The sequence below is a fragment of the Leptolyngbya subtilissima AS-A7 genome (assembly GCF_039962255.1).
Classification (GTDB): domain Bacteria; phylum Cyanobacteriota; class Cyanobacteriia; order Phormidesmidales; family Phormidesmidaceae; genus Nodosilinea.
This window is the reverse complement of the sequence record NZ_JAMPKY010000001.1, coordinates 795,325-813,838: the sequence shown is the minus strand read 5'-3', so window position 1 is coordinate 813,838 and position 18,514 is coordinate 795,325. Positions and strand designations below refer to the sequence as shown.

Below are 18,514 nucleotides of genomic sequence, written 5' to 3'. Positions count from 1 at the left end.
GTCTCAGCTCTTAGCTGATGAAATCCTCTTGCACCATAGCATCCCCCAGCTGAACCCTGACCCGAAACTGTTGTCCCAGCGGACAGCGAAAACTCGGTAGCTGAATGTAATTGTCGCGATCGCCCGCTTGCACCGTTTGCAGCCGCGCTTCGGTTTCTGGCAGATCTAAAGCAAGGATGATGCCCCCTGGCAATATGTCCGCCGTGGATGGAAAAAGCTGGATGCTAATGCTCCGACGATCATCGTCCGCTATCTCCACCCGCACCCCCAGCACCAGATAGAAACCGGGGGGGTTAAGAAAAATGGCTTTGCCTCGACTGATCATCCCAGGGCTGATGCCCACAGAACGAAACCCTAACGCCGGGGTTTGGGGCAGCAGCGAGGCCAGCGATCGCCAACTCGGTGCAAATAGTTGTCTGACCCAGTCGCTTATGTCAACCGACGCTATGCCCTGCCGCTGCTGCCAGATCTGCCGCCGCCAGCGGGTATTCTTAAGCAGCGCCCCCCACTGCTCAAACGGCATATCTAGCCTTGGTTCGAGAGCCCCGGCTAGCCGCTCGATCAGCCGCTCAGCCTGGGCCTCTGAGAGAGGGGGAAGGTCGGGAAGTGCAATGGTTTGGGGTTGTTCGAGCTGTTGAGCTACCCAAAAAACAGAAAAATCTTGGATCAGGTCATTTGCGCTGAGGCTGTAGGTGCGATCGCGCGGCTCGTATTGCCCCTGGATTTTCACCTGGGCGTAGGTGCCATAGCCCCACAGTGCCAGCCGCTGCTCGTCAACATCCACCTGAGCCGCTACATAGTAGTCCGCTGCCCAATCCGGAATATCGACCCATTCCTGGGGCACCGCCAGCGATGTGGCATCGATCGCCTCACTCAAGATCACCACCAGGCGGCGATCACCCAGCACCAGGGCCAGCCCATCAACCCACTGCCAGAGATCAACCGCATCGGCGGGCCAGGGGTGAATTGACTGGTTAATTTCGTCCTGCGCCCAACCGCGCAGAGCCTCCAACCCCAACCGATGCAGATAGACCCGCCAGCGGGCCGCCGGATCTGTAATCGACTGGCACTGCTGCCACAGCGCTAGATCGGGCGACATCGCCAGTACGGGTTGCACCGGATTGTCAAACACCAAGCTCATCGAGATCCTCTGCTGTGTTCTGATAATGCCGCTGTAACCACTCGTGAATCGCGTCGCTCATACTGGCTAATACGGCGGAATCAAGGGTAATATGCAGGGTTTTTTGACTCCACTGGGCCACATTGACTAAGAGCTGCTGGCGCACCCGACTGAGCCGACGCGACACCTGATACTGCTGCATTTGCAGCTGTTGGGCGATCGCCGCTTGAGTTAGCCCCCCTCGATAATAAAGCTGCAGCAGGGTTTGATCGGCTAGAGTTAGCGCCGCGATCGCACCTCCCAACACGGCCTCCAGTTGCTGCACCCGCCGCTGCTGTTCGGCGTAGGCTTCATTCGCTAGCAGCCGGTTCATGGGACTATCGTCACTACTCAAGGTATCTAACTGCTCTTGACCAGCCTGGTCAAACTGGGACTGATTGAGCGATATGATCGGCGGTGCCAGGTAGGCACGAGCCGCCTGCACCACTTGCTGAAGACTCACTACCAGGTCTTCAGCCCCGAGCCGGGGGGGTATTGGGCTGAGCTGAACCCGTTGCTGGTTGTAGCGCTCAGCCATTTGGGCTATCTGGTCGGGAGTCGGCGGAGGTAAAGCCTTCACCGGTCGCTGGGGATCGGGCAGACAAACCGCTCTAAAGCATTGCCATATTAGGATGGCAGACTCCGTTTGGGGCACCCCTGCAAACCCCAACGATCGCTGGAGCTGTGCCTGGCTGAGGCGGCGCAGCAGGCCCCAATCGCTGCAAATATTGGCCTCATGCTGCTGCCGCAGATGATCACGAATGACGTTGCTAAACGCAGTCTGGGCATAGGTGCTTAGGCTACTGCCGTAGTCCGGTTTATAGCGCTTGAGAATACTGGGAGTATGGGCGATCGCCGTTTGAAACCCATCGGCCAAAGTCCATTGCCCCTGGACAAAGCGCTCTGTGATCCGTCGGGCTGCCCAGTAGCAGGGTTCTTGCAGATAAGCCTGGAGGTGAGCCTCTGCCTGACTAGATATGTCGGACTGCCAACGTTGATGCCAGTACAATGCCCAAAAATCTTCCGATTGTATCGCTTGGTCTGCCCGAGTCAGGTGATCTGCCATCCCCTTTTTCAGTCGCCAATCGCTGACCCAACCATCAAAACGATCGCCCGAGAACCGAATAAAGGTTGAAAAAAGTTCGATCACCGTGGTGCGTAGCTGCATTCCCAAACCCGCGAGTCTCAATCATAGGTATAGACAATCCTCAAAAGTATTGACGTAAGGTTGTCCAACCGGCACTCAAAAGACAGAACTCACCTCTCAGATGGCTTATTCTCAACCAAAAGCTCGCCCCACCGCAAATGTCTTAGCCGCACCGTTAACCACAAGATTCACTAAGCCAAGGGGCTATTCGAAGGCCCAAAGCCGCTAGCTATAATACTGATTAAGAGCTATGTAGACAACCCGTGCCATTTACCTAAAGCCCAGTACCCCTCTATCAATCAATCTATCGACGGCGAACTCGATAAATAGAATGCCGCTAACCACTGAACCCGATCGCTCCAAGTTGGTAGCATCCGCTGTGGTTGTCCCATCTGAAGTGTCTCAATAGCTTGCAGCTGAGTCATCGTCCCTCATGCATACTGCTCAATCGTTTGTGGGCCACTCTCTACACATTGTCCAGAAATCGGCATGTGTCCCGTGGTGCAGCAAAGCCGCTACAGACTCCCATGATTCACTTGCCTCCAACGCTGCCTGAATTACCTGTCTACTTTTTTGAGGTAAGGTCACTTCAGCCTACTGATGTTTTGGGCTGTTCTGTAACTCCAAAGGCATGGATTTGGAGCGATCGCTAGCAACTCGCCAGCAACTCTCCCTAGCCGTAAATCCGCTCGCACCACTGCTGAGCCAGCGTCGCTATCTCCTGACGTCTAGCCTCATTAGCCCACAACTCAGACCATTCTAGCTTCCACCGGCTCAGCAACCGTTGTAGATCAACTAAGTCCTTGGCAAACGCTATGTCTATCTTTAGATCAACGCCGAGCACTACCCACTCAGTGAAAAATTGACTCTTTTACCAGGTGTTGGGCCACCGACTCATCAGTGCCACTGCGGGCCAGCAGCTGAATACACGTCAAGTTCAGCGCCAGGTTGTCAAGCTAAGTCGCATAGTTGGCATACATGTATTGCGCCTTGAGAATATCCCGGTTTATTGCCATTGAATGTTTTCCTAGGGTGCAAATTCAAGCCCTCTTATAATTATGGGAAAAGCTACTTTTGGTCTTCTCAGAGAAACTTGACATCTAAAGGATTCGCAAAATTCTTGTCGCAAGACTAGCCATCCCCAAAACATGATGGTACCCTTGTACTGAATCGCTAGATATTGCGTACCCGCATGGATGGAAGTCAATTTGAAGTCACAGATCCTGACTCTCAATCTCTAGATGAAGTTCTTTTGAGCGATCAGGCCTTCAGCACGGATCCTTCTCGCGTCCTTGTTGAAACCTCGGATTCTCATCGGTTGCGCTATAGGTTGGCTGAGTGGTTGGCTGAGTCGCCTAACCGAAAGGTAAAGTCCGATAGGAAAAAGAAAGTAGCAGAAACACTTCAGATATCAATCCGCCAAGTTGAGCGATTACTGAATCATTACCTTGAAGATAAGCTTCAGGAAGATGGGGGAGTTCAGCGTGTCGACAAGGGAACTTATCGGGTTGACAAGTATTGGCAGGACTATATTTCGGGAGTGTATGAGAAAAGTCTGAAGGAGAAACATCCACTCAAACCTGCTGATATTGTGCGAGAGGTTCAAAGACATGCTTTAATCGACCAGAAAAAGGAAGAAGGTGATTATCCCCACCCAGCGACTGTTTACCGAATTTTGAAGCCTCTCATCGAGCAACAAAGAAGGAAAAAGAAAATCCGCAATCCTGGTTCTGGCTCTTGGCTTGTCGTTGAAACGCGAAATGGTCAGTCTCTTAGAGCTAACTTCAGTAACCAAATTATCCAATGCGATCATACCAAGTTAGACATTCGGATTATAGGGATTGATGGCATAACTCTACAGTGGAGGCCCTGGCTCACTACAGTTGTAGACACTTTTTCTGGCTGTTTGATTGGCTATCATCTATGGCACAAGCAGCCAGGGGCTTACGAGGTGGGACTTGCTCTTAGGAATGCTATCCTGCCTAAAGATTATCCTACAGAATATGAGCTAAAGAAGGAGTGGAATATTTATGGTCCTCCTCTACAATATTTCTTCACGGATGGCGGCAAAGACTTAAGTGCTTCAAAACATATTAAAGCTCTTGGGAAAAAATTGGGATTTCAGTGTGAATTGCGAGATAGGCCCAACCAAGGAGGAATTGTTGAGCGACTATTCAAAACGATTAATACGCAGTTCTTAGAGGCCTTGCCGGGATATCAACCAAACAGGGCAAACAAAGAGCAAATAGAGAAGGCAGAAAAAGCAGCTTGCTTGACCATAGATGATCTGGACAAAATGTTAGCAGGTTATTTTTGCGACGATTATAACCATCAGCCTTATCCTAACGACAAACGTGTTACTCGCTATGAACGTTGGTTCATAGGCATGGGAAACAAACTGCCAGATCCTCTCGATGAGCGAGAGCTTGATCTTTGTCTAATGAAGGAGGTACACGTAACTGTCCAGGAACACGGAACTGTTAGGTTCAAAAATTTCTTCTATCGTTGTGAGGAGTTAAGGTCGTGGGAGGGCAAATTCGTTACTCTCCATTATGATCCTGATCATGTGCTGACTATGCTTGTCTATAGCCCAGATGAGGAATTTATTGGTCATGCTCATGCTATCAACATGGATATGCAGGATTTGAGCTTGTACGAGTTAGAGCAGCTAAATGTAGAGAGGAATAAAGCTGAGCGCAGCCATTCAAATTATGATGCCTTACTAGCTTTAGACAAACGCAAAAATCTGGTTGAGGAACGAAAGCAGGATAAAAAACAGCAGCAGCGTTCAGAACAGAAAAAGTTAAGAGAAAAAGGAAAAAAGAATTCAAAAGTAGTTGAGCTAAGAAAGGCGCGCAAGACTAAGTCTTCTAACGCTGCAAGCCTGCCTGAGCTTCTGCCTGAACGCATTGATTATTCTCAGGATAAACCAGCTCAGGCTATGCAGACTTCTCAAGTCAATAAAACATCTGCCATCCCTGAGGCTAGTGAAAAAAGAGACATAAACGAAGGCAAGCGTCACAGACTAATTATTCCCAAAGATAAAAAGCTAAAGAAGATCTGGTAACATGACAAACTCGCAGCTCGTAACACATGTCCCTGTAGAGGTGCTGCCCTCAGCCCTCGATATAACCGATTTTCTTGCTAAGACTGCGGAGATTGAGGAGCTATTTAGAACGGCATTTATCCCCACACACCGAGCATCTCAATATTTCAGATGGCTCGATGAACTTCGCTTGGTCAAGCAATGTGGGCGGGTAATTGGCCCCCGGGATACAGGGAAAAGCCGCTCATCGTCGTGTTACCGAGAGGAAGATTACAAACGAGTCTCTTGCATTAAGGCATGGTCAAACTCAAGTTCTAAGAGATTATTCTCTCAGATATTGAAAGATGTTAATCATGCAGCCTCCAAAGGTAAACGGCAAGATTTGCGACCTCGGCTGGTAGGTTGTATTGAGCCTTTTGGCGTTGAGCTAATCATTATTGATAATGCAGAAAACTTGCAGAAAGAAGCTTTTTTAGATCTGAAGCAACTTCACGAGGAGTCGGGCGTCCCTATCGCTTTGGTCGGCAGTAGTGAGCTTGATAACAGTTTAGATTCATATGATCTCTTTTCTACTTTTCCATCTCTCTTTGAGTTTGATAAACTTGAAGAAGATGACTTTAAGATGACATTGCGCACTATAGAATTAGATATTCTCGCGTTACCTGAAGAATCTAACCTGGAAGGTGACTTATTTGCGACTCTGGCTTCTAGTACCGGAGCTAGAATGGGCTCTCTCATTAAAATTTTAACTAAGGCCGTTCTCCACTCTCTGAAAAGTGGGCACAGAAAAGTTGATCCAGAAATTTTGCTGAAAATAACTGAGCGATACGGAAAGAAGTATTTACTCTGAGAAGAGGGATAAGGTAGAGGTGGTAAGTTGACGAGATGCAGAGATTTTGATTCTTTACCAAGGCTGGTTCCTGTACAGCCCTACAAAAATGAAAGCATAAGCCATTTTCTTGGACGTCTTCGTCACCTTAAAGCTAATACTCTGCCATCGGGATATGCCCTCGGACAATTGATTGGGGTAGGTGCGGCTGTTTCCCGTTGGGAGAAGCTTTACTTTAATCCTTTTCCTGAAAACGAATCGCTGGAGATGCTTGCCGCTTTATGCAGAATGGATTTTACCCTACTGGAAGCAATGCTGCCTCAGAAAGGCAGATCTATGCAGCCTAGACCTATCTTGCTTTGTGGGGCTTGCTATTCCGAAGTTCCTTGCCATCGCATGGATTGGCAATATAAGGCAGAGACTCCAGTATGCGATCGCCACCACCTACAGCTTTTGAATAAGTGTCCTTGCTGCAAGAAACCTTTCCAAATCCCATCCCTTTGGAAGAAAGGTGAATGCCACCACTGTGGAATGCCCTTTAGGTCTATGGGCAAGAAGCAAAAGCGAGTTAAAACATTAGATTAGACAGCCCCAAAATACCGGTACGAGCGTCAGGTGGCTTTCTCCTTGAGAATAAGCACCTTGCTAATCAAGCTTTAGCGGTGCATCTTAAGCTGCAATGCTTTCTGCGAATGGTCGTGCCTTCAGTAACTTATCCACCTTAGTAAGGACTATGGATACTGGCGCTCATGTTTGTTTTTTTAACAACATGCATGAATATCCAGAATATGATGGTTTTCGATCCAGCCTGGATCCATTTACTACGGCTTTTGAATGCGCTCCTTTTTCGCCTCACTTTCTTGATGCAAAGTACTGTATATACTGTGCATCAGTAGAAGCGAATGTAGCTAAATGCTATATAGCTATACATACTTACCAAAGCTTTTGGTGGGTCATAACTAGCTTTTGGCTAATGCAGCAAGTGCCGCTTGAGCGACTGTTTCGGCCCGCTGTGACGTCACCTTTTGATAGCGCAGGGTTGTTTGAATGTTCTGGTGCCCCATTAACGCTCTCAATTCCTCGATGCTCATTAGGCCTACTCGCTCAGTAGCAAAGGTATGGCGCAGGTCATGCATCCGAATGCCCTCCAGCTTTGAACTTTGGGCGATTAAATCCGTCCAATCCTGGTGGGCCGTGCGATAGCTCATCCGGCTCACCTCCAGCGTGAAAGGCTGCTGGGCTGTAAATAGGGCTGAGCAACCCGAGTGTCGCTCGTATTTTAGGTATCGCTCCAGAACCCGAGCCGCGTCGTTACTGTAAAAACACCACCGCCGCTTATTGCCTTTGCCAACCACCTGAAACTTTCGCTGGTCCAGGTTCATGGTGTCCAGAACAAGGGTTAGTACCTCAGCGATCCTTGCCCCTGTTCGGTGCAGCAGATGAACCAGCGCATTCATCCGCAAACTTGACGCCACTACCTGATACAAGACCTTAAGCTACTCTGGTGTCAGGTAGCGGATCACAGCACGAAGCCTACGATCTTCGGGAAAAAGACGTTATTGACACTGCTACTCAGCTGCTAGGGCGCATAGGCGGTCATATACATCCGTCCCGCCAAGCGTCGGGTGGAGGCGATCGACAACCTATCCTCGCAAATCGCTTACTACGCGGCTGCTAACACTCCTGTCAACTTGATTGGCGTAGTCGCCGATGCAGGTTATGTTGCCCATGGTTGGCAACGGCTGGTAAATTAACCTAGCAACCCGGCTTGGGCAAATCGCTTCTTCCCAAAGTAGCCTCAGAAAAAACATGGCAGATTGGGCTTTTCACACAGAATTTGACTTAGAAGAATTCGTTTGGGCCAATCTAAAGCCACTACTTGACCTCAAACCCTTAGCCCGGCAGTACATCATTGAGGGCCAAATTTGTGACATCCTGGCCACTACTTCAAAACGGCAGCTCGTTGTTTTAGAACTCAAGAATGTAGAGGATCGCTATGTTGTGCAGCAGCTAACCCGCTACTACGCTAGCCTGCGCCATGCCCAACCCTTTGCCGACCAAGTAGACTACAGCCTGCCCATCCGCTTGATAGCGCTCTCCCCCACATTTCACGCCCATAACCACATCGACCGAGAGCATAGCCGCCTCGACTTTGAGTTCTACCAATTCACCATCGCTGGTGCTGACAACCGTTTCAATTTCCAGATTGCCAGTGCTGACTTAGCAGCAGAACTAGCAGTTGAGGTAGATCCTAAGTTCTATCCTTTCCTGCGGTCCACAGAAGGAGATCTAGAGCTGACTACATCAACGCGGGTCGTCGGGCGGCCACCCAAGTCCTTGCGGACGCAGCTTGAACAGATGACCCCGGAACGGGCAGAATTGGTTTCAGCGTTAAGGCTTCAAATCCTTGAGTTTGATGAACGCATGAGAGAGGTGGGCCGATCTACTCGCACGCAGTACGGCCTGGCCAAAGGCGAGAAAGATGTCTACAAAACCAAGCTGTGCGCCGAGTTCTTTCCCCCTGGAGGCTTCAACTTACCCGCACTGTACCTAATGCTGCCTTACGCAAAGAAAGAGTTTGGGGCACCAGGCCATAGATATAAACAAGAGAGGGTTAAAGGTTTGGCCTGGGCTGGTATCTCATTATGGTCCGAAGAAAAGACGGTCACCTTCTATCTAGGGAAAAGTCGGGCTGGTCTGACCCAGTACCATTTCACCTATGGAGGCTATGCTAAGCTCTGTGATCCACTGTTGGGCTATCGACCACAGTTTGAGTCCGTTGAAGATCTGGTTGCATTAGCCTTGGCGGAATGGAAGCAGGTAGTAGGAGAGTGAGTCTTCACCCTTGCCTACTGCGCCAGAAAGCTAAACATTTGCACCGCATAGATTTCAGTCCCTGTTGGTGATGCAACGATGCCATAGCCAAAGGTGGTGTAGTGGGGAGTCAGCAGGTTCTCCCGATGGCCAAGGCTCTCCATCCACCCCTGCTGGTATTCCTCCACCAATCCCAAGGACAGGGCCATCGGGATAGTCCCCTTCTGGTGCATGATATTTTCCCCGGCCCTAACCTGGCTACCCGCCGCTATAAAACGGGCTGAGGGGTCTTGACCGTCGGGGTTAACGTGGTCGTGAACTGGCGGGCCAGCATGTCTTCTGCGTGTTTCTGGGCCACTTGGGAGAGCAACGGGTCTTCTACTAGCGGCGGCAGAGCATTCGTTAGGCGATCGTGGTTCACCACCTCCAGCGCCAGCGCTCTAAGTTCGGGCAGCGGCTGATTGCCTAGGCGAAAGTTCCACTGAGCCTGAGGGTGTCCAATCGCCCAGCCGGGGTCACCCGCACCATTGCTTTGGAAAAATAATTGGTGAGTCTGAACCAGAGCATAGCTGCCAAACACCAGGGCAGAGAGAACCACTGCCCAATGGTGCTGGGCCGTAGGATGGCGGCGACTTACAGCTCGACTAGAACGATACTTTGACATCTGCTTCTCATCAAGAAGATATTAACGGAGCAGATTTCGATAGTAGGTATTCATGTGCTCGCGGGCTGCCGGATCAGATGGAAAACTACGGGTTGTGAAATCCATTCCTTGGCTCGATTTAATGCGTAGATAAACATCAGTAGCGTTAACTCGCCAAACTTCCATCGTGTATCTCACGTTGCCACGATTAGCCTGATTGTTAAAGATTCGGTTGCCATCGCTCCTAATAGTGCTGGTCAAATACTCGCAAGCTAGTCCATCACTATCGTCATCCACGGAAGATGGCGCAGTCCCCATGTAGTAATGCCACTGGGCCTCTGGATGGGTCGCAAAGGCAGAGCAGGTTGTGCCTGCATAAGGAGGCAGACTTTGAGCACTAACCGTAGTTCCACCTAATAGTAAGAAACAAATAGGAGAGAACTTTAGTGCTCGCAAGACTAGATTTTTCATTAGAAATAATTAAGGATTAAAGTAGATTCATAATTCCCCTTCTACCCAAACAAAACTTACATCATTGATCTGATTGGTGGGAAAAATATCCACACTTTATTTTCCATGCTATTACAGCATTAACACTTCATAATTATTCCGTCCCTACTATCGGCAAAATACCGTCATCAAGGGGATCAAAAAACAAAACCTCCAAGACCAGCGGTAGTCTCAGAGGTTGTAAATTTTGGGTGCAGATTGACTACGGGTAGTAATCCGCCGTTGTCCGCTGTGGGGCTATAGTGCCCAGGTGGAGGAAGGTACTCTCAGTTAGTGGATAAGTTATTGAGAAGTTGAATTATCGGCAACGTGTATGTCCACTTACACGAGTCCCATTTTTCCTGGTGTATTCGCCGACGTAACGCTAGAAGGTACGGCTCTCTTTTCTCCTGGGCTTCGCTGTAGAGGACATCTGACTTTGGAGTTTGCCCAATGATGTAGATTGCCTCTTGCCACCGGACAGCAATCACTTCCTAGTCAGAGGGTGATACAGCGGACTGGTTAATGTTCTGAGCGCTTTCAGTCTTTATAGCGGCGCTATCGATCACTTAGCTGTAGGCGCTCTGCTCAGAGGGTTGTGTATAGGCGATGGTGACTGGATAATTCAGTCCCTGTAGACGGACACGTTGCCCCAATTTGTGCAGTTGAAAAAGCCGCCGTCCATCGCTGAGTTTGCGATCATAGAGTATCCCGTAATCGCCTGTAGCTGAGCTTGCAGATGCCGTGGAGAAACTCCATACCGCCAAAGGCGGTATCAGTCAGCACTTTGGCTTTGAAAGCTCGGTTCAGCCGTTTGGGTAGTTGACGCACCAAGGTCAACTCTAGTTGTGCCGCTAGGGACTCTAAATTTTGAAAACACCGCCTCCAACAATGGCAACATTCAACATTTTGCTACCCCTAATCAAGTTAATCAATACCTTTCAGCGTCTGAGCAACAATGAAATCAACGACATCCTCTAAGCGTCCAGTACGCTGGTAAACTTCCCGCTGTCGCGCTGCGCCATTGCCTTGCTGCATCGTCTGTCGCACGAGCGACGAAACTTCGTCCCAGTCGCCATACTCCTCTAGCGACGGGCGCACGAAGGCTAGAAACTTTTCAACGAGTTCGTGTGCTGGAACAGCACGCATTGCCTCAACATCGATCAGCTCTGTATCTAATCCATAGCGTGCAGCACGCCAGTGCGCGGCGCGTATAACTTCGTGGCGCGTGGCTGGAAATGGTTTGTCTCCTTGAGCTTGTTCGTAACAAGTTCGCGCCAAAGAGCGCACTAGTCCTGCAACCATTACTGCCTCATCTACCGTCATGCAGACATCTGTAATGCGAAACTCTACGGTTGGGTAACGCTCTGATAGACGCGCATCCCAGTAAATCTTTGTCGCTTCTTCTACGGCTCCAGTTGCTACCAAATCTTCTACAAGATTTTGGTATTCGGCGTGTGAGGAGAAAATTAGCGGTGGGCCGGATATGGGCCATCGGCCCCAAATTTCCGTGCGATAGCTGGCATATCCCGTATCCGCACCAAACCAAAATGGCGAGGAAGCGGCAAGCGCCAGCAGCGGTGCCAGCCACATTCGCGAACGGTTCATAACCTGGATTGCCATCTCCGGATCGCTGATGCCAACGTGTACGTGACAGCCAAAGATCATGAGTTCGCGGGTCAGTTGCTGATAATCTCGCATCAGCCCTTGATAACGTTCTTTGGGGGTGACTTGCTGTTCTTTCCACTCGGAAAATGGGTGCGTTCCAGCGGCAGCAATTTGATTGCCGTCTTTGGCAGCGGCAGCAATAAGTTCTCGGCGCAAGCGGACAAGTTCTGCGCGTACTTCAGAAAGCGAGTGACAAACAGGCGTACCGATCTCTATCTGCGAAAGCTGAGCTTCCGGTTGTACTTCGTCACCAAGCGCTTTTTTGGCGATTGGTAGAATTTGCTGCTGACGCGATCGCAGTTCACGAGTCGCGGGATCGATAATTTGATATTCCTCTTCAACCCCAATAGTAAAGTCTTCTGTTGGAAGTGACATGGTTAATGTTCTTAGTAAGGTTTGGAGAATGTGTAATGACAAGCCATTTTCTGATTATTGCTGCAACAGCTTCAACGGGCTTCTAGATATTTAGCCTACGCTTCCTCCATCTACTCAGCCTTCACTAACTTATCCCACCGGATTCTAAACCTGGGTGATCGCCTCTTCCATCTCCACTGTGGACTACTTAAGCCACTGAAAGGCCCGCTCTAGCTCCGCCACCCCGCTCTCTGGAAACCAGCGACCGTGGGCCAAAATAATCTTCTCGGGTGCCCAGGCTAACATCTGTTTGTAGCCCTTTTTCGCCTGGGCTTTACGGCCCCAAAATGTCATTCTTAAATCCAAGGGAGCCTTGCCGTTGGGGTCGGCTATACCAGCCAGGTGAATTAACCAGCGAAAGGCTTTATCTATCTTGGTGGGTTCAACGTTTTCAATCAGGTCGGTCAAGATTAGCGTCTTGCTCTGCCGATGGAAGAACACCACTTCATCTAAGAACTGACTGCCGCGAACGATCGCTTGATCAATCTCGGCGGCCCACTGAGGCGGTGGCGTATCGTCCAGGTCAGCGTGAAAGGTTGTTGGAATGTGCTGGCTGTCAGCCCGCTCTCGCACCCCTGGGGATGCCCAGGCAATCGCCTCGGGGTAAGCATCTACCCAGCTTTGGATGTGGGCATAGTGAATCTTGTTGGGCGATACCAGATGTTCGACGGGGCCAAGGTCGTCGATCTCGGCTTTGAGAGTAGGCGTTAGTTCTGTGGGGGAATGGCACCACAGCCCGCCGTTGTCCAGGCGCACAACCGTCATTCGAGTGGTGAAGGGAATAGCCATGCCGTACATCGACATCTTGACGATAGAGCCATCCACGATCCAGATGCCGTCATCAACAGGCTTGAGGGTGTTTATGGGTTCGTACAGCGTCAGCAGGTCTTTGACCATGGCCAGTCAAGGAATAGCGGCCCTACCATTTTGAGGCCAGTCGCTAATTCTAGTAAAGACGACAGCGGCTGAAGTCAATCTCTGGCCCAGTGGAGCATTGCACTAAACCGCGACCTGCTGCCAGGGCAAATTCACAAGTGGGGTAGGTCTCGCCATCAGTCAGGGCAGACAACTCTGGAGTGATCACCCAGCAAAAATATCCTGTGGCACGGCAGCGGGTAACAGCCACAATCCAGTCAGAAACGGCGATGAGTTGAACTAAAGAGTCTTCCATATCTTGACCCTCCTTCCTTGATTCTGGACTGGAGGCTTAAATTCCAGTTATCCCCGATTGAGATAGATATCTACCTATTGCGATCTGGAACAAGTGTACTAAACTAAATCTCTGAAGACAACTGTTCTGGGGTTCAGGGGTCTTGTCCTACAGCACTGAGGCAACTATGGCGGCTAAGAAAGGCGGAAGCAAAGAGCAGACCGAAAAGGAAAAGGCGCTGACTCTGGTGCTCGGTCAAATTGAGCGCAACTTTGGCAAAGGGGCAATCATGCGCCTGGGCGATGCTTCCCGCATGAAGGTTGAAACCATTTCCACTGGGGCGCTGACCCTCGACCTAGCCCTGGGCGGTGGTTTACCCAAAGGGCGAGTGATTGAGATCTATGGCCCTGAGAGCTCGGGTAAAACAACGCTGGCTCTCCATGCCCTGGCTGAGGTACAAAAGCTGGGCGGTGTAGCTGCGATCGTTGATGCAGAACATGCCCTTGACCCTGTTTATGCCGCTGCCCTGGGGGTCAACGTCGATGAACTGCTGGTGTCCCAGCCCGACACTGGAGAGATGGGCCTGGAGGTGGTGGATCAGCTGGTGCGGTCTTCGGCTGTTGATCTAGTGGTCATAGACTCGGTTGCAGCGCTGGTGCCACGGGCCGAAATTGAGGGAGAAATGGGCGATGCCCACGTGGGCCTCCAAGCTCGATTGATGAGCCAAGCGCTGCGGAAGATCACCGGCAGTATTGGTAAGTCGCAGTGTACGGTCATCTTTTTGAACCAGCTGCGCCAGAAGATTGGTATTTCCTACGGCAACCCCGAAGTCACCACCGGGGGCAACGCGCTGAAGTTCTATGCCTCAGTACGCCTCGACATTCGCCGCATCCAAACGCTCAAAAAGGGCACCGAAGAGTACGGCATTCGCGCCAAGGTAAAGGTGGCTAAGAACAAGGTGGCCCCGCCCTTCCGCATTGGGGAATTTGACATTCTCTTTGGCCAAGGCATTTCTACGATGGGCTGTCTGGTTGACCTGGCCGAAGAGCATGGGGTGATTGTCCGCAAAGGGGCCTGGTACAGCTACGAGGGCAACAATGTTGGCCAGGGACGGGAGAACACTATTCAGCGCCTGCAAGAGGATGCTGAGTTTGCCCAGAAGGTAGAAGCTCAGGTGCGGGAGAAGCTAGAGATTGGTAGTCCTGCGGTGGAAGTCGCGGATGTAGAAATTGAGGTGGAGGCTGAAGAGGAAGCCTACCTAGCCGAGGACGAGTAGACGCAACTCAGCTTTAGTGTCTGGGGGAACATGCGATCGCGCATTAGGTTAAGGTCTAGCTGCACTAACCCGTTTCCCCTCTCTCTGTAGCTAGCTGCGAGGGAGGGTTAGCCCCGCGAAAAGCGCTCTGGCCGAAACGGTTTAGGTATAGGTGTTTGGGACGAACCTACAATCTGTTCAGCGATCGCCTTCCCTGCGGCAATAGCAACAGGCATTCCATGCCCTGTATACCCAGCTGAGATATACTCCCCCGGTCGGCCTGGTAGCTCTCCGATCAGAGGGTTCTCATCGGTAGTAAAGGCCATGATGCCTGTCCACTCGTACTCAATAGCGACATCTCTGAGAGATGGAAACGTGTCTCTCAGGAAGGCTTTAAGGCCCTCGCCTACTAAGGGTTCCAACCTGGAGTCATCCTCAATGCCAATTTCTTTGGTTGGTGACTTCCACCGCATTCCACCAAAGATGATTCGTCCATCCTGACGCTGAATAGCGTATCCAGTGTCATTGCTCAAATACCAGTCAAAATCGAATAATTGGGGTGTTGGAGCGGTGGCGATTACCTGACCCCGAACGGGCACGATGACTCCCTTGAGCGTTGGAATCAGATGATAGGTCAGGGCATTAGTGGCATAGACTACGGCCTTGGCCTGGATCCCTCCCTGATTAGTTGTGATCCTAAATCCTTCTGCCTGCCGGGTGACAGCCTGAACCTCTATCTGTGTTTGAATGTGAGCCTGTTGCTGTTGAGCGGCTTTGGCAAGACCTACAACCAATTTGGCAGGCCACAGTTGAGCATGATGAGGATCTAAAGCTGCTGCCGAAAAGTTTGAACATTGAGTATTTTGCTCAACCTCTTTCTTATCCCAATACGTTACAACCAAGCCATGAGACATCATGAGTTCACAGCTTTCCTGAAGTGATTGGGCCTCCGCAGGAGTTATAGCTAAGGAAACTAGCTGATTAAATCGAAGATCGCAGTCGATATCGTGCTGGTTCGTTAAGTCCTGCAAAAGTTGAGCACTCTGCCGCGTAAAGGCCCAGAGAGCAAGGGTTTCATCTAGACCCTGAGCTTCAACAGAATCCTTAAAGCTTTGATTTGTGCCAAAGACAAAGTGCCCACCGTTGCGACCTGTTGCTCCGCAAGATAGCTCCCCTCGCTCTAATACAACAGGATGTAGCCCCAGGTGACTTAACCAGTAGGCTGTGCTGATGCCCGTGATTCCGCCTCCGATGACAACTACATCAGCTAAGTGGGGTAGCTCTTGCTCAGACTGAAAGCAAAGTTCTTGAGGATTGAGCCAAAAGGAGACAGCACGACTCGTCATAGTTAGTGACCTAGAGGGCAGCGTTCTATCCTTTCTACCTCATGGTCGAGAAGAAAACCCCTGCTGTGGCTACTCAATAAGCTCTCAGCAGGGGCTTTTTAGTGATGCATCTACTTGGTTCAGGTTGCCCAGGGGAGGGGGTGCGATCGCCCAGCTACCCTCGTTCCCCCAGTAGCAGCATGTCTTGGGTCGTGAAGTGCAGCCACTGGATTGCTTCTTTCAATGGCTTGGGTTCCAGGTTATGAGCCACCATTGCAAAGCTAGTCACTAGCTCATCGTTGAGGCCAGATTGGATGTAGTCGCGCCAGTTAGCGCCCAAGCCTTCCTTGAAGTTCTCAATGGCCACACGTAGCGTGTGGTTCTGCGGTCGGTCAAAGTAAACCATCTTCATATCTAGAACAGGCTCAACGACTTCTTGAAAGCAAGCCAAGGAGTTATGAATGACTTTGATTCTGTCCTCTGTTGTGATGCTCATAGCGCCTCTCCACTCCATCAACTCCAATCACCCTGTTTACAGAAGGGCACGGATCGCCGCTGCTGCCGCCTCACCTGTTCGCACAGCACCATCAAAGAAACCAGGCCAGCGCTCAGCCATTTCTGTACCAGCCCAATAGATTCGCCCAACTGGGGCAACAAGGGCTTCACCGTAGCTAGTCCACACACCTGGGGGCATAAAGGCGGCATAGCCTCCCCCGGTCCACGGCTTACTAGGCCAATCAATTTCATCGTAGGAGACAGGCGAAAGGGCTTCATGCCCAAAGTAATTAGCAAGGTCGGCAAGGATGGCAGCCCGACGCTCGCCCTCCCCTAGAGACTGCCAAACTCCATAGCGATCGCCCACAACAAATGCAGCCATCACCCCAACGCCTGTTTCTGGGTCAGAGCCATCGGCACACAATTCAATCCACGGGCAGTTTCCTATGGCAAGACCCGCTAGCCCCTGCTTCCGCCAAAATGGACGGTCATAGGAAACTAGTACCTTAGCGCAGCAGCCCATCGGCACTCGTTGGGTCAACTGTGCCCGCATCGGTGGCATAGGAGGATCGTAATAAATGCGGCCGGCTAGATGTGGGGGCATGGCAACAACGGCATACTGTGCAGCGAAGCGACCCTTTGTGGTTTCAACCCCAATTCCGGTCTCATTTTGGTTGATTCGTAGGACAGGTTCCCCCAGGCGAATGTTCTCACCTAACTCAGCCGCAAGCTTGGCTGGCATCTGGCCCGCCCCACCACGGATAAGCTCGGCCTCTGGATACTCGGCCTGGGACGCGCAGATGTGTCCCCAGAGCACATGCAGAAGCGATACCTGGTTGGGCTCTGCGGGACCAAGGAAGCCGACCGTACGCGCCATATAGGAAAAGTACCAGTGCCCAAAAGCCGTTGTTGTATTCGATTCAATCCACTGGGCGAAGGTCTGACTGTCTAGCTTTTGCGTGTGCTCATTGCGGCTAGGATGGCCGGGGGGTAAGGTTTTAGCCAGAGCTTCAAACCGCTCCCAGGCCGTCATAGCATCTTGCCATTCTTCCTGGCTTACCTGAGGAGGCTCTCCTTCAGGAAAGCCCTCAAAGAATCCGTCAAACTCGTAACGGACGCCATCAAACAACAGCACTTTCTTGCCCTCAACAGGAAAGGGAAATCGACGGACACCATACTCGTCCAGCAACGCTAGAAACCGATCTTGCGTCGGCCCTACCCATTGTCCGCCAAAGTCAATCCACTGCCCCGATGGCAACAGCTTGCCAGTCATTCGACCGCCCAGGTTCTCTTGTGCTTCGATAACTAGAACACTGTGCCCAGCCCGGTGTAGATTGCGGGCCGCGACCAGTCCGGACAGCCCGGCCCCCACAACAATGCAATCATAGGCAGTTGGCATACTGGCATCCTTGCCTTTAGTAAGAACTCATCCTCAGCCAGAACGATTATTCCGCTGATAGTCTTAGGGCATCACAAGATTGAGCTAGTTCTGAAAGTTCAATCCCCGCTCTGGGCCTGTACTCAATCAAAGACTTTTAATGTGTTGTGCATCTGAATAATGGCATCTTCTGCGGCCTGATTCTCAGGACTATAGAAGCTGACAATATAAGCGACTTCTTGATCGTTGATGGGAACGTAAGTGATGAGAGTATTAGGAAAATCCCACCCCTCACTTTCTTCCCAAACCCTTAATCCAGATTGCCCATTGATTTCTACTAACTCAATCCGCTGGATATCCTCTGGATCATCACCAATGCCCAAAATAGCGTCTCGAAGCGAATGGGGCTGGATGGATACATCGGTCTTGATCAAGTACGGTGATGTTGCACCTGTTGTAGTCACACCAGCAGGGCGCTGGTTATAGATAATTACATAGTCATTGTCATTTTGAGTAACGCTCCAATGGTCTGGATAGTCCACGGAAAAACGTTGGGAGGTGACGGCTTCCTTCGTTCTGGAGGTAATGCTCTCGCCCTTGACTGGTTGGACAATCGCTTGCATAGCACAGGTTGGAACGACCATCAGCGATACACATAGGGCAAGAGATATTCGACTCAACATAGGAAATTTCTCAACCAGC

General features: G+C 50.8%; 17 protein-coding genes. 4 read left to right on the top strand and 13 right to left on the bottom strand.

Translation table 11 applies throughout. From position 1 onward, the window contains the following. Nucleotides 1-10: 10 nt before the first annotated feature. Entirely contained in the window at nucleotides 11-1,141 is a 1,131-nt protein-coding gene (locus NC979_RS03700; RefSeq protein ID WP_190523846.1) for a DUF1822 family protein, read from the bottom strand. Further along, nucleotides 1,125-2,327 carry a sigma-70 family RNA polymerase sigma factor gene (locus tag NC979_RS03695; RefSeq protein ID WP_190523843.1) on the bottom strand — a complete coding sequence of 401 codons (1,203 nt, stop codon included), beginning with the start codon at nucleotides 2,325-2,327 and terminating at the stop codon, nucleotides 1,125-1,127. Before NC979_RS03695 ends, NC979_RS03700 begins: the two co-directional genes overlap by 17 nt. A gap of 1,171 nt (nucleotides 2,328-3,498) precedes the next feature. On the opposite strand from NC979_RS03695, the gene NC979_RS03690 reads away from it, so the two are divergent. After that, nucleotides 3,499-5,373, top strand: a complete 1,875-nt coding sequence (locus tag NC979_RS03690) for a Mu transposase C-terminal domain-containing protein (protein ID WP_190523840.1) — start codon at nucleotides 3,499-3,501, stop codon at nucleotides 5,371-5,373. A 1-nt stretch (nucleotide 5,374) separates the two neighbouring features. Beyond that, the gene (locus NC979_RS03685; protein WP_190523837.1) at nucleotides 5,375-6,202 is read left to right on the top strand and encodes an AAA family ATPase; all 828 of its coding nucleotides are present in this window, start codon (nucleotides 5,375-5,377) and stop codon (nucleotides 6,200-6,202) included. Nucleotides 6,203-7,140: 938 nt separating this feature from the next. On the opposite strand, the gene NC979_RS03680 is transcribed toward NC979_RS03685, so the two are convergent. Next, entirely contained in the window at nucleotides 7,141-7,656 is a 516-nt protein-coding gene (locus tag NC979_RS03680) for a tyrosine-type recombinase/integrase (protein ID WP_431191011.1), read from the bottom strand. Between the two features lie 334 nt (nucleotides 7,657-7,990). Here NC979_RS03680 and NC979_RS03675 point away from each other — a divergent pair, with 334 nt between their 5' ends. Next, complete coding sequence (locus NC979_RS03675; RefSeq protein WP_190523830.1) at nucleotides 7,991-9,016, top strand: endonuclease NucS domain-containing protein; 1,026 nt, start codon at nucleotides 7,991-7,993, stop codon at nucleotides 9,014-9,016. 14 nt (nucleotides 9,017-9,030) lie between these two features. Here the strand turns inward: NC979_RS03675 and NC979_RS03670 are convergent, their stop codons facing one another. From NC979_RS03670 to NC979_RS03645, 6 genes are all read right to left on the bottom strand, one after another. After that, the gene (locus NC979_RS03670) at nucleotides 9,031-9,267 is read right to left on the bottom strand and encodes a CAP domain-containing protein (protein WP_347403992.1); all 237 of its coding nucleotides are present in this window, start codon (nucleotides 9,265-9,267) and stop codon (nucleotides 9,031-9,033) included. Further along, nucleotides 9,264-9,659, bottom strand: coding sequence for a CAP domain-containing protein (locus tag NC979_RS03665; protein ID WP_190523826.1), 396 nt, complete (start codon nucleotides 9,657-9,659; stop codon nucleotides 9,264-9,266). The genes NC979_RS03670 and NC979_RS03665 overlap by 4 nt, the downstream gene beginning before the upstream one ends. A gap of 1,167 nt (nucleotides 9,660-10,826) precedes the next feature. Beyond that, entirely contained in the window at nucleotides 10,827-10,961 is a 135-nt protein-coding gene (locus tag NC979_RS03660) for a hypothetical protein (protein WP_255524882.1), read from the bottom strand. A 93-nt stretch (nucleotides 10,962-11,054) separates the two neighbouring features. After that, entirely contained in the window at nucleotides 11,055-12,170 is a 1,116-nt protein-coding gene (locus NC979_RS03655; RefSeq protein ID WP_190523823.1) for a carboxylate-amine ligase, read from the bottom strand. Nucleotides 12,171-12,353: 183 nt separating this feature from the next. Then, the gene (locus tag NC979_RS03650; protein WP_190523820.1) at nucleotides 12,354-13,106 is read right to left on the bottom strand and encodes a DUF4336 domain-containing protein; all 753 of its coding nucleotides are present in this window, start codon (nucleotides 13,104-13,106) and stop codon (nucleotides 12,354-12,356) included. Nucleotides 13,107-13,155: 49 nt separating this feature from the next. Further along, nucleotides 13,156-13,380, bottom strand: a complete 225-nt coding sequence (locus NC979_RS03645) for a hypothetical protein (protein WP_190523817.1) — start codon at nucleotides 13,378-13,380, stop codon at nucleotides 13,156-13,158. Between the two features lie 166 nt (nucleotides 13,381-13,546). Here NC979_RS03645 and recA point away from each other — a divergent pair, with 166 nt between their 5' ends. Further along, nucleotides 13,547-14,635: a recombinase RecA gene (gene recA, locus NC979_RS03640; protein ID WP_190523813.1), complete on the top strand. Its 1,089-nt coding sequence runs from the start codon at nucleotides 13,547-13,549 to the stop codon at nucleotides 14,633-14,635. A gap of 107 nt (nucleotides 14,636-14,742) precedes the next feature. Here the strand turns inward: recA and NC979_RS03635 are convergent, their stop codons facing one another. From NC979_RS03635 to NC979_RS03620, 4 genes are all read right to left on the bottom strand, one after another. Further along, the gene (locus NC979_RS03635; protein ID WP_190523810.1) at nucleotides 14,743-15,960 is read right to left on the bottom strand and encodes an NAD(P)/FAD-dependent oxidoreductase; all 1,218 of its coding nucleotides are present in this window, start codon (nucleotides 15,958-15,960) and stop codon (nucleotides 14,743-14,745) included. A gap of 154 nt (nucleotides 15,961-16,114) precedes the next feature. Continuing rightward, on the bottom strand, nucleotides 16,115-16,435 hold the full coding sequence (locus NC979_RS03630) for a hypothetical protein (RefSeq protein ID WP_190523807.1): 321 nt from the start codon (nucleotides 16,433-16,435) through the stop codon (nucleotides 16,115-16,117). Nucleotides 16,436-16,471: 36 nt separating this feature from the next. Further along, complete coding sequence (locus tag NC979_RS03625) at nucleotides 16,472-17,833, bottom strand: flavin monoamine oxidase family protein (RefSeq protein WP_190523805.1); 1,362 nt, start codon at nucleotides 17,831-17,833, stop codon at nucleotides 16,472-16,474. 122 nt (nucleotides 17,834-17,955) lie between these two features. Continuing rightward, a complete protein-coding gene (locus tag NC979_RS03620; RefSeq protein WP_190523802.1) occupies nucleotides 17,956-18,435 on the bottom strand; it encodes a PsbP-related protein in 480 nt (159 codons plus the stop codon). Nucleotides 18,436-18,514 lie beyond the last annotated feature (79 nt).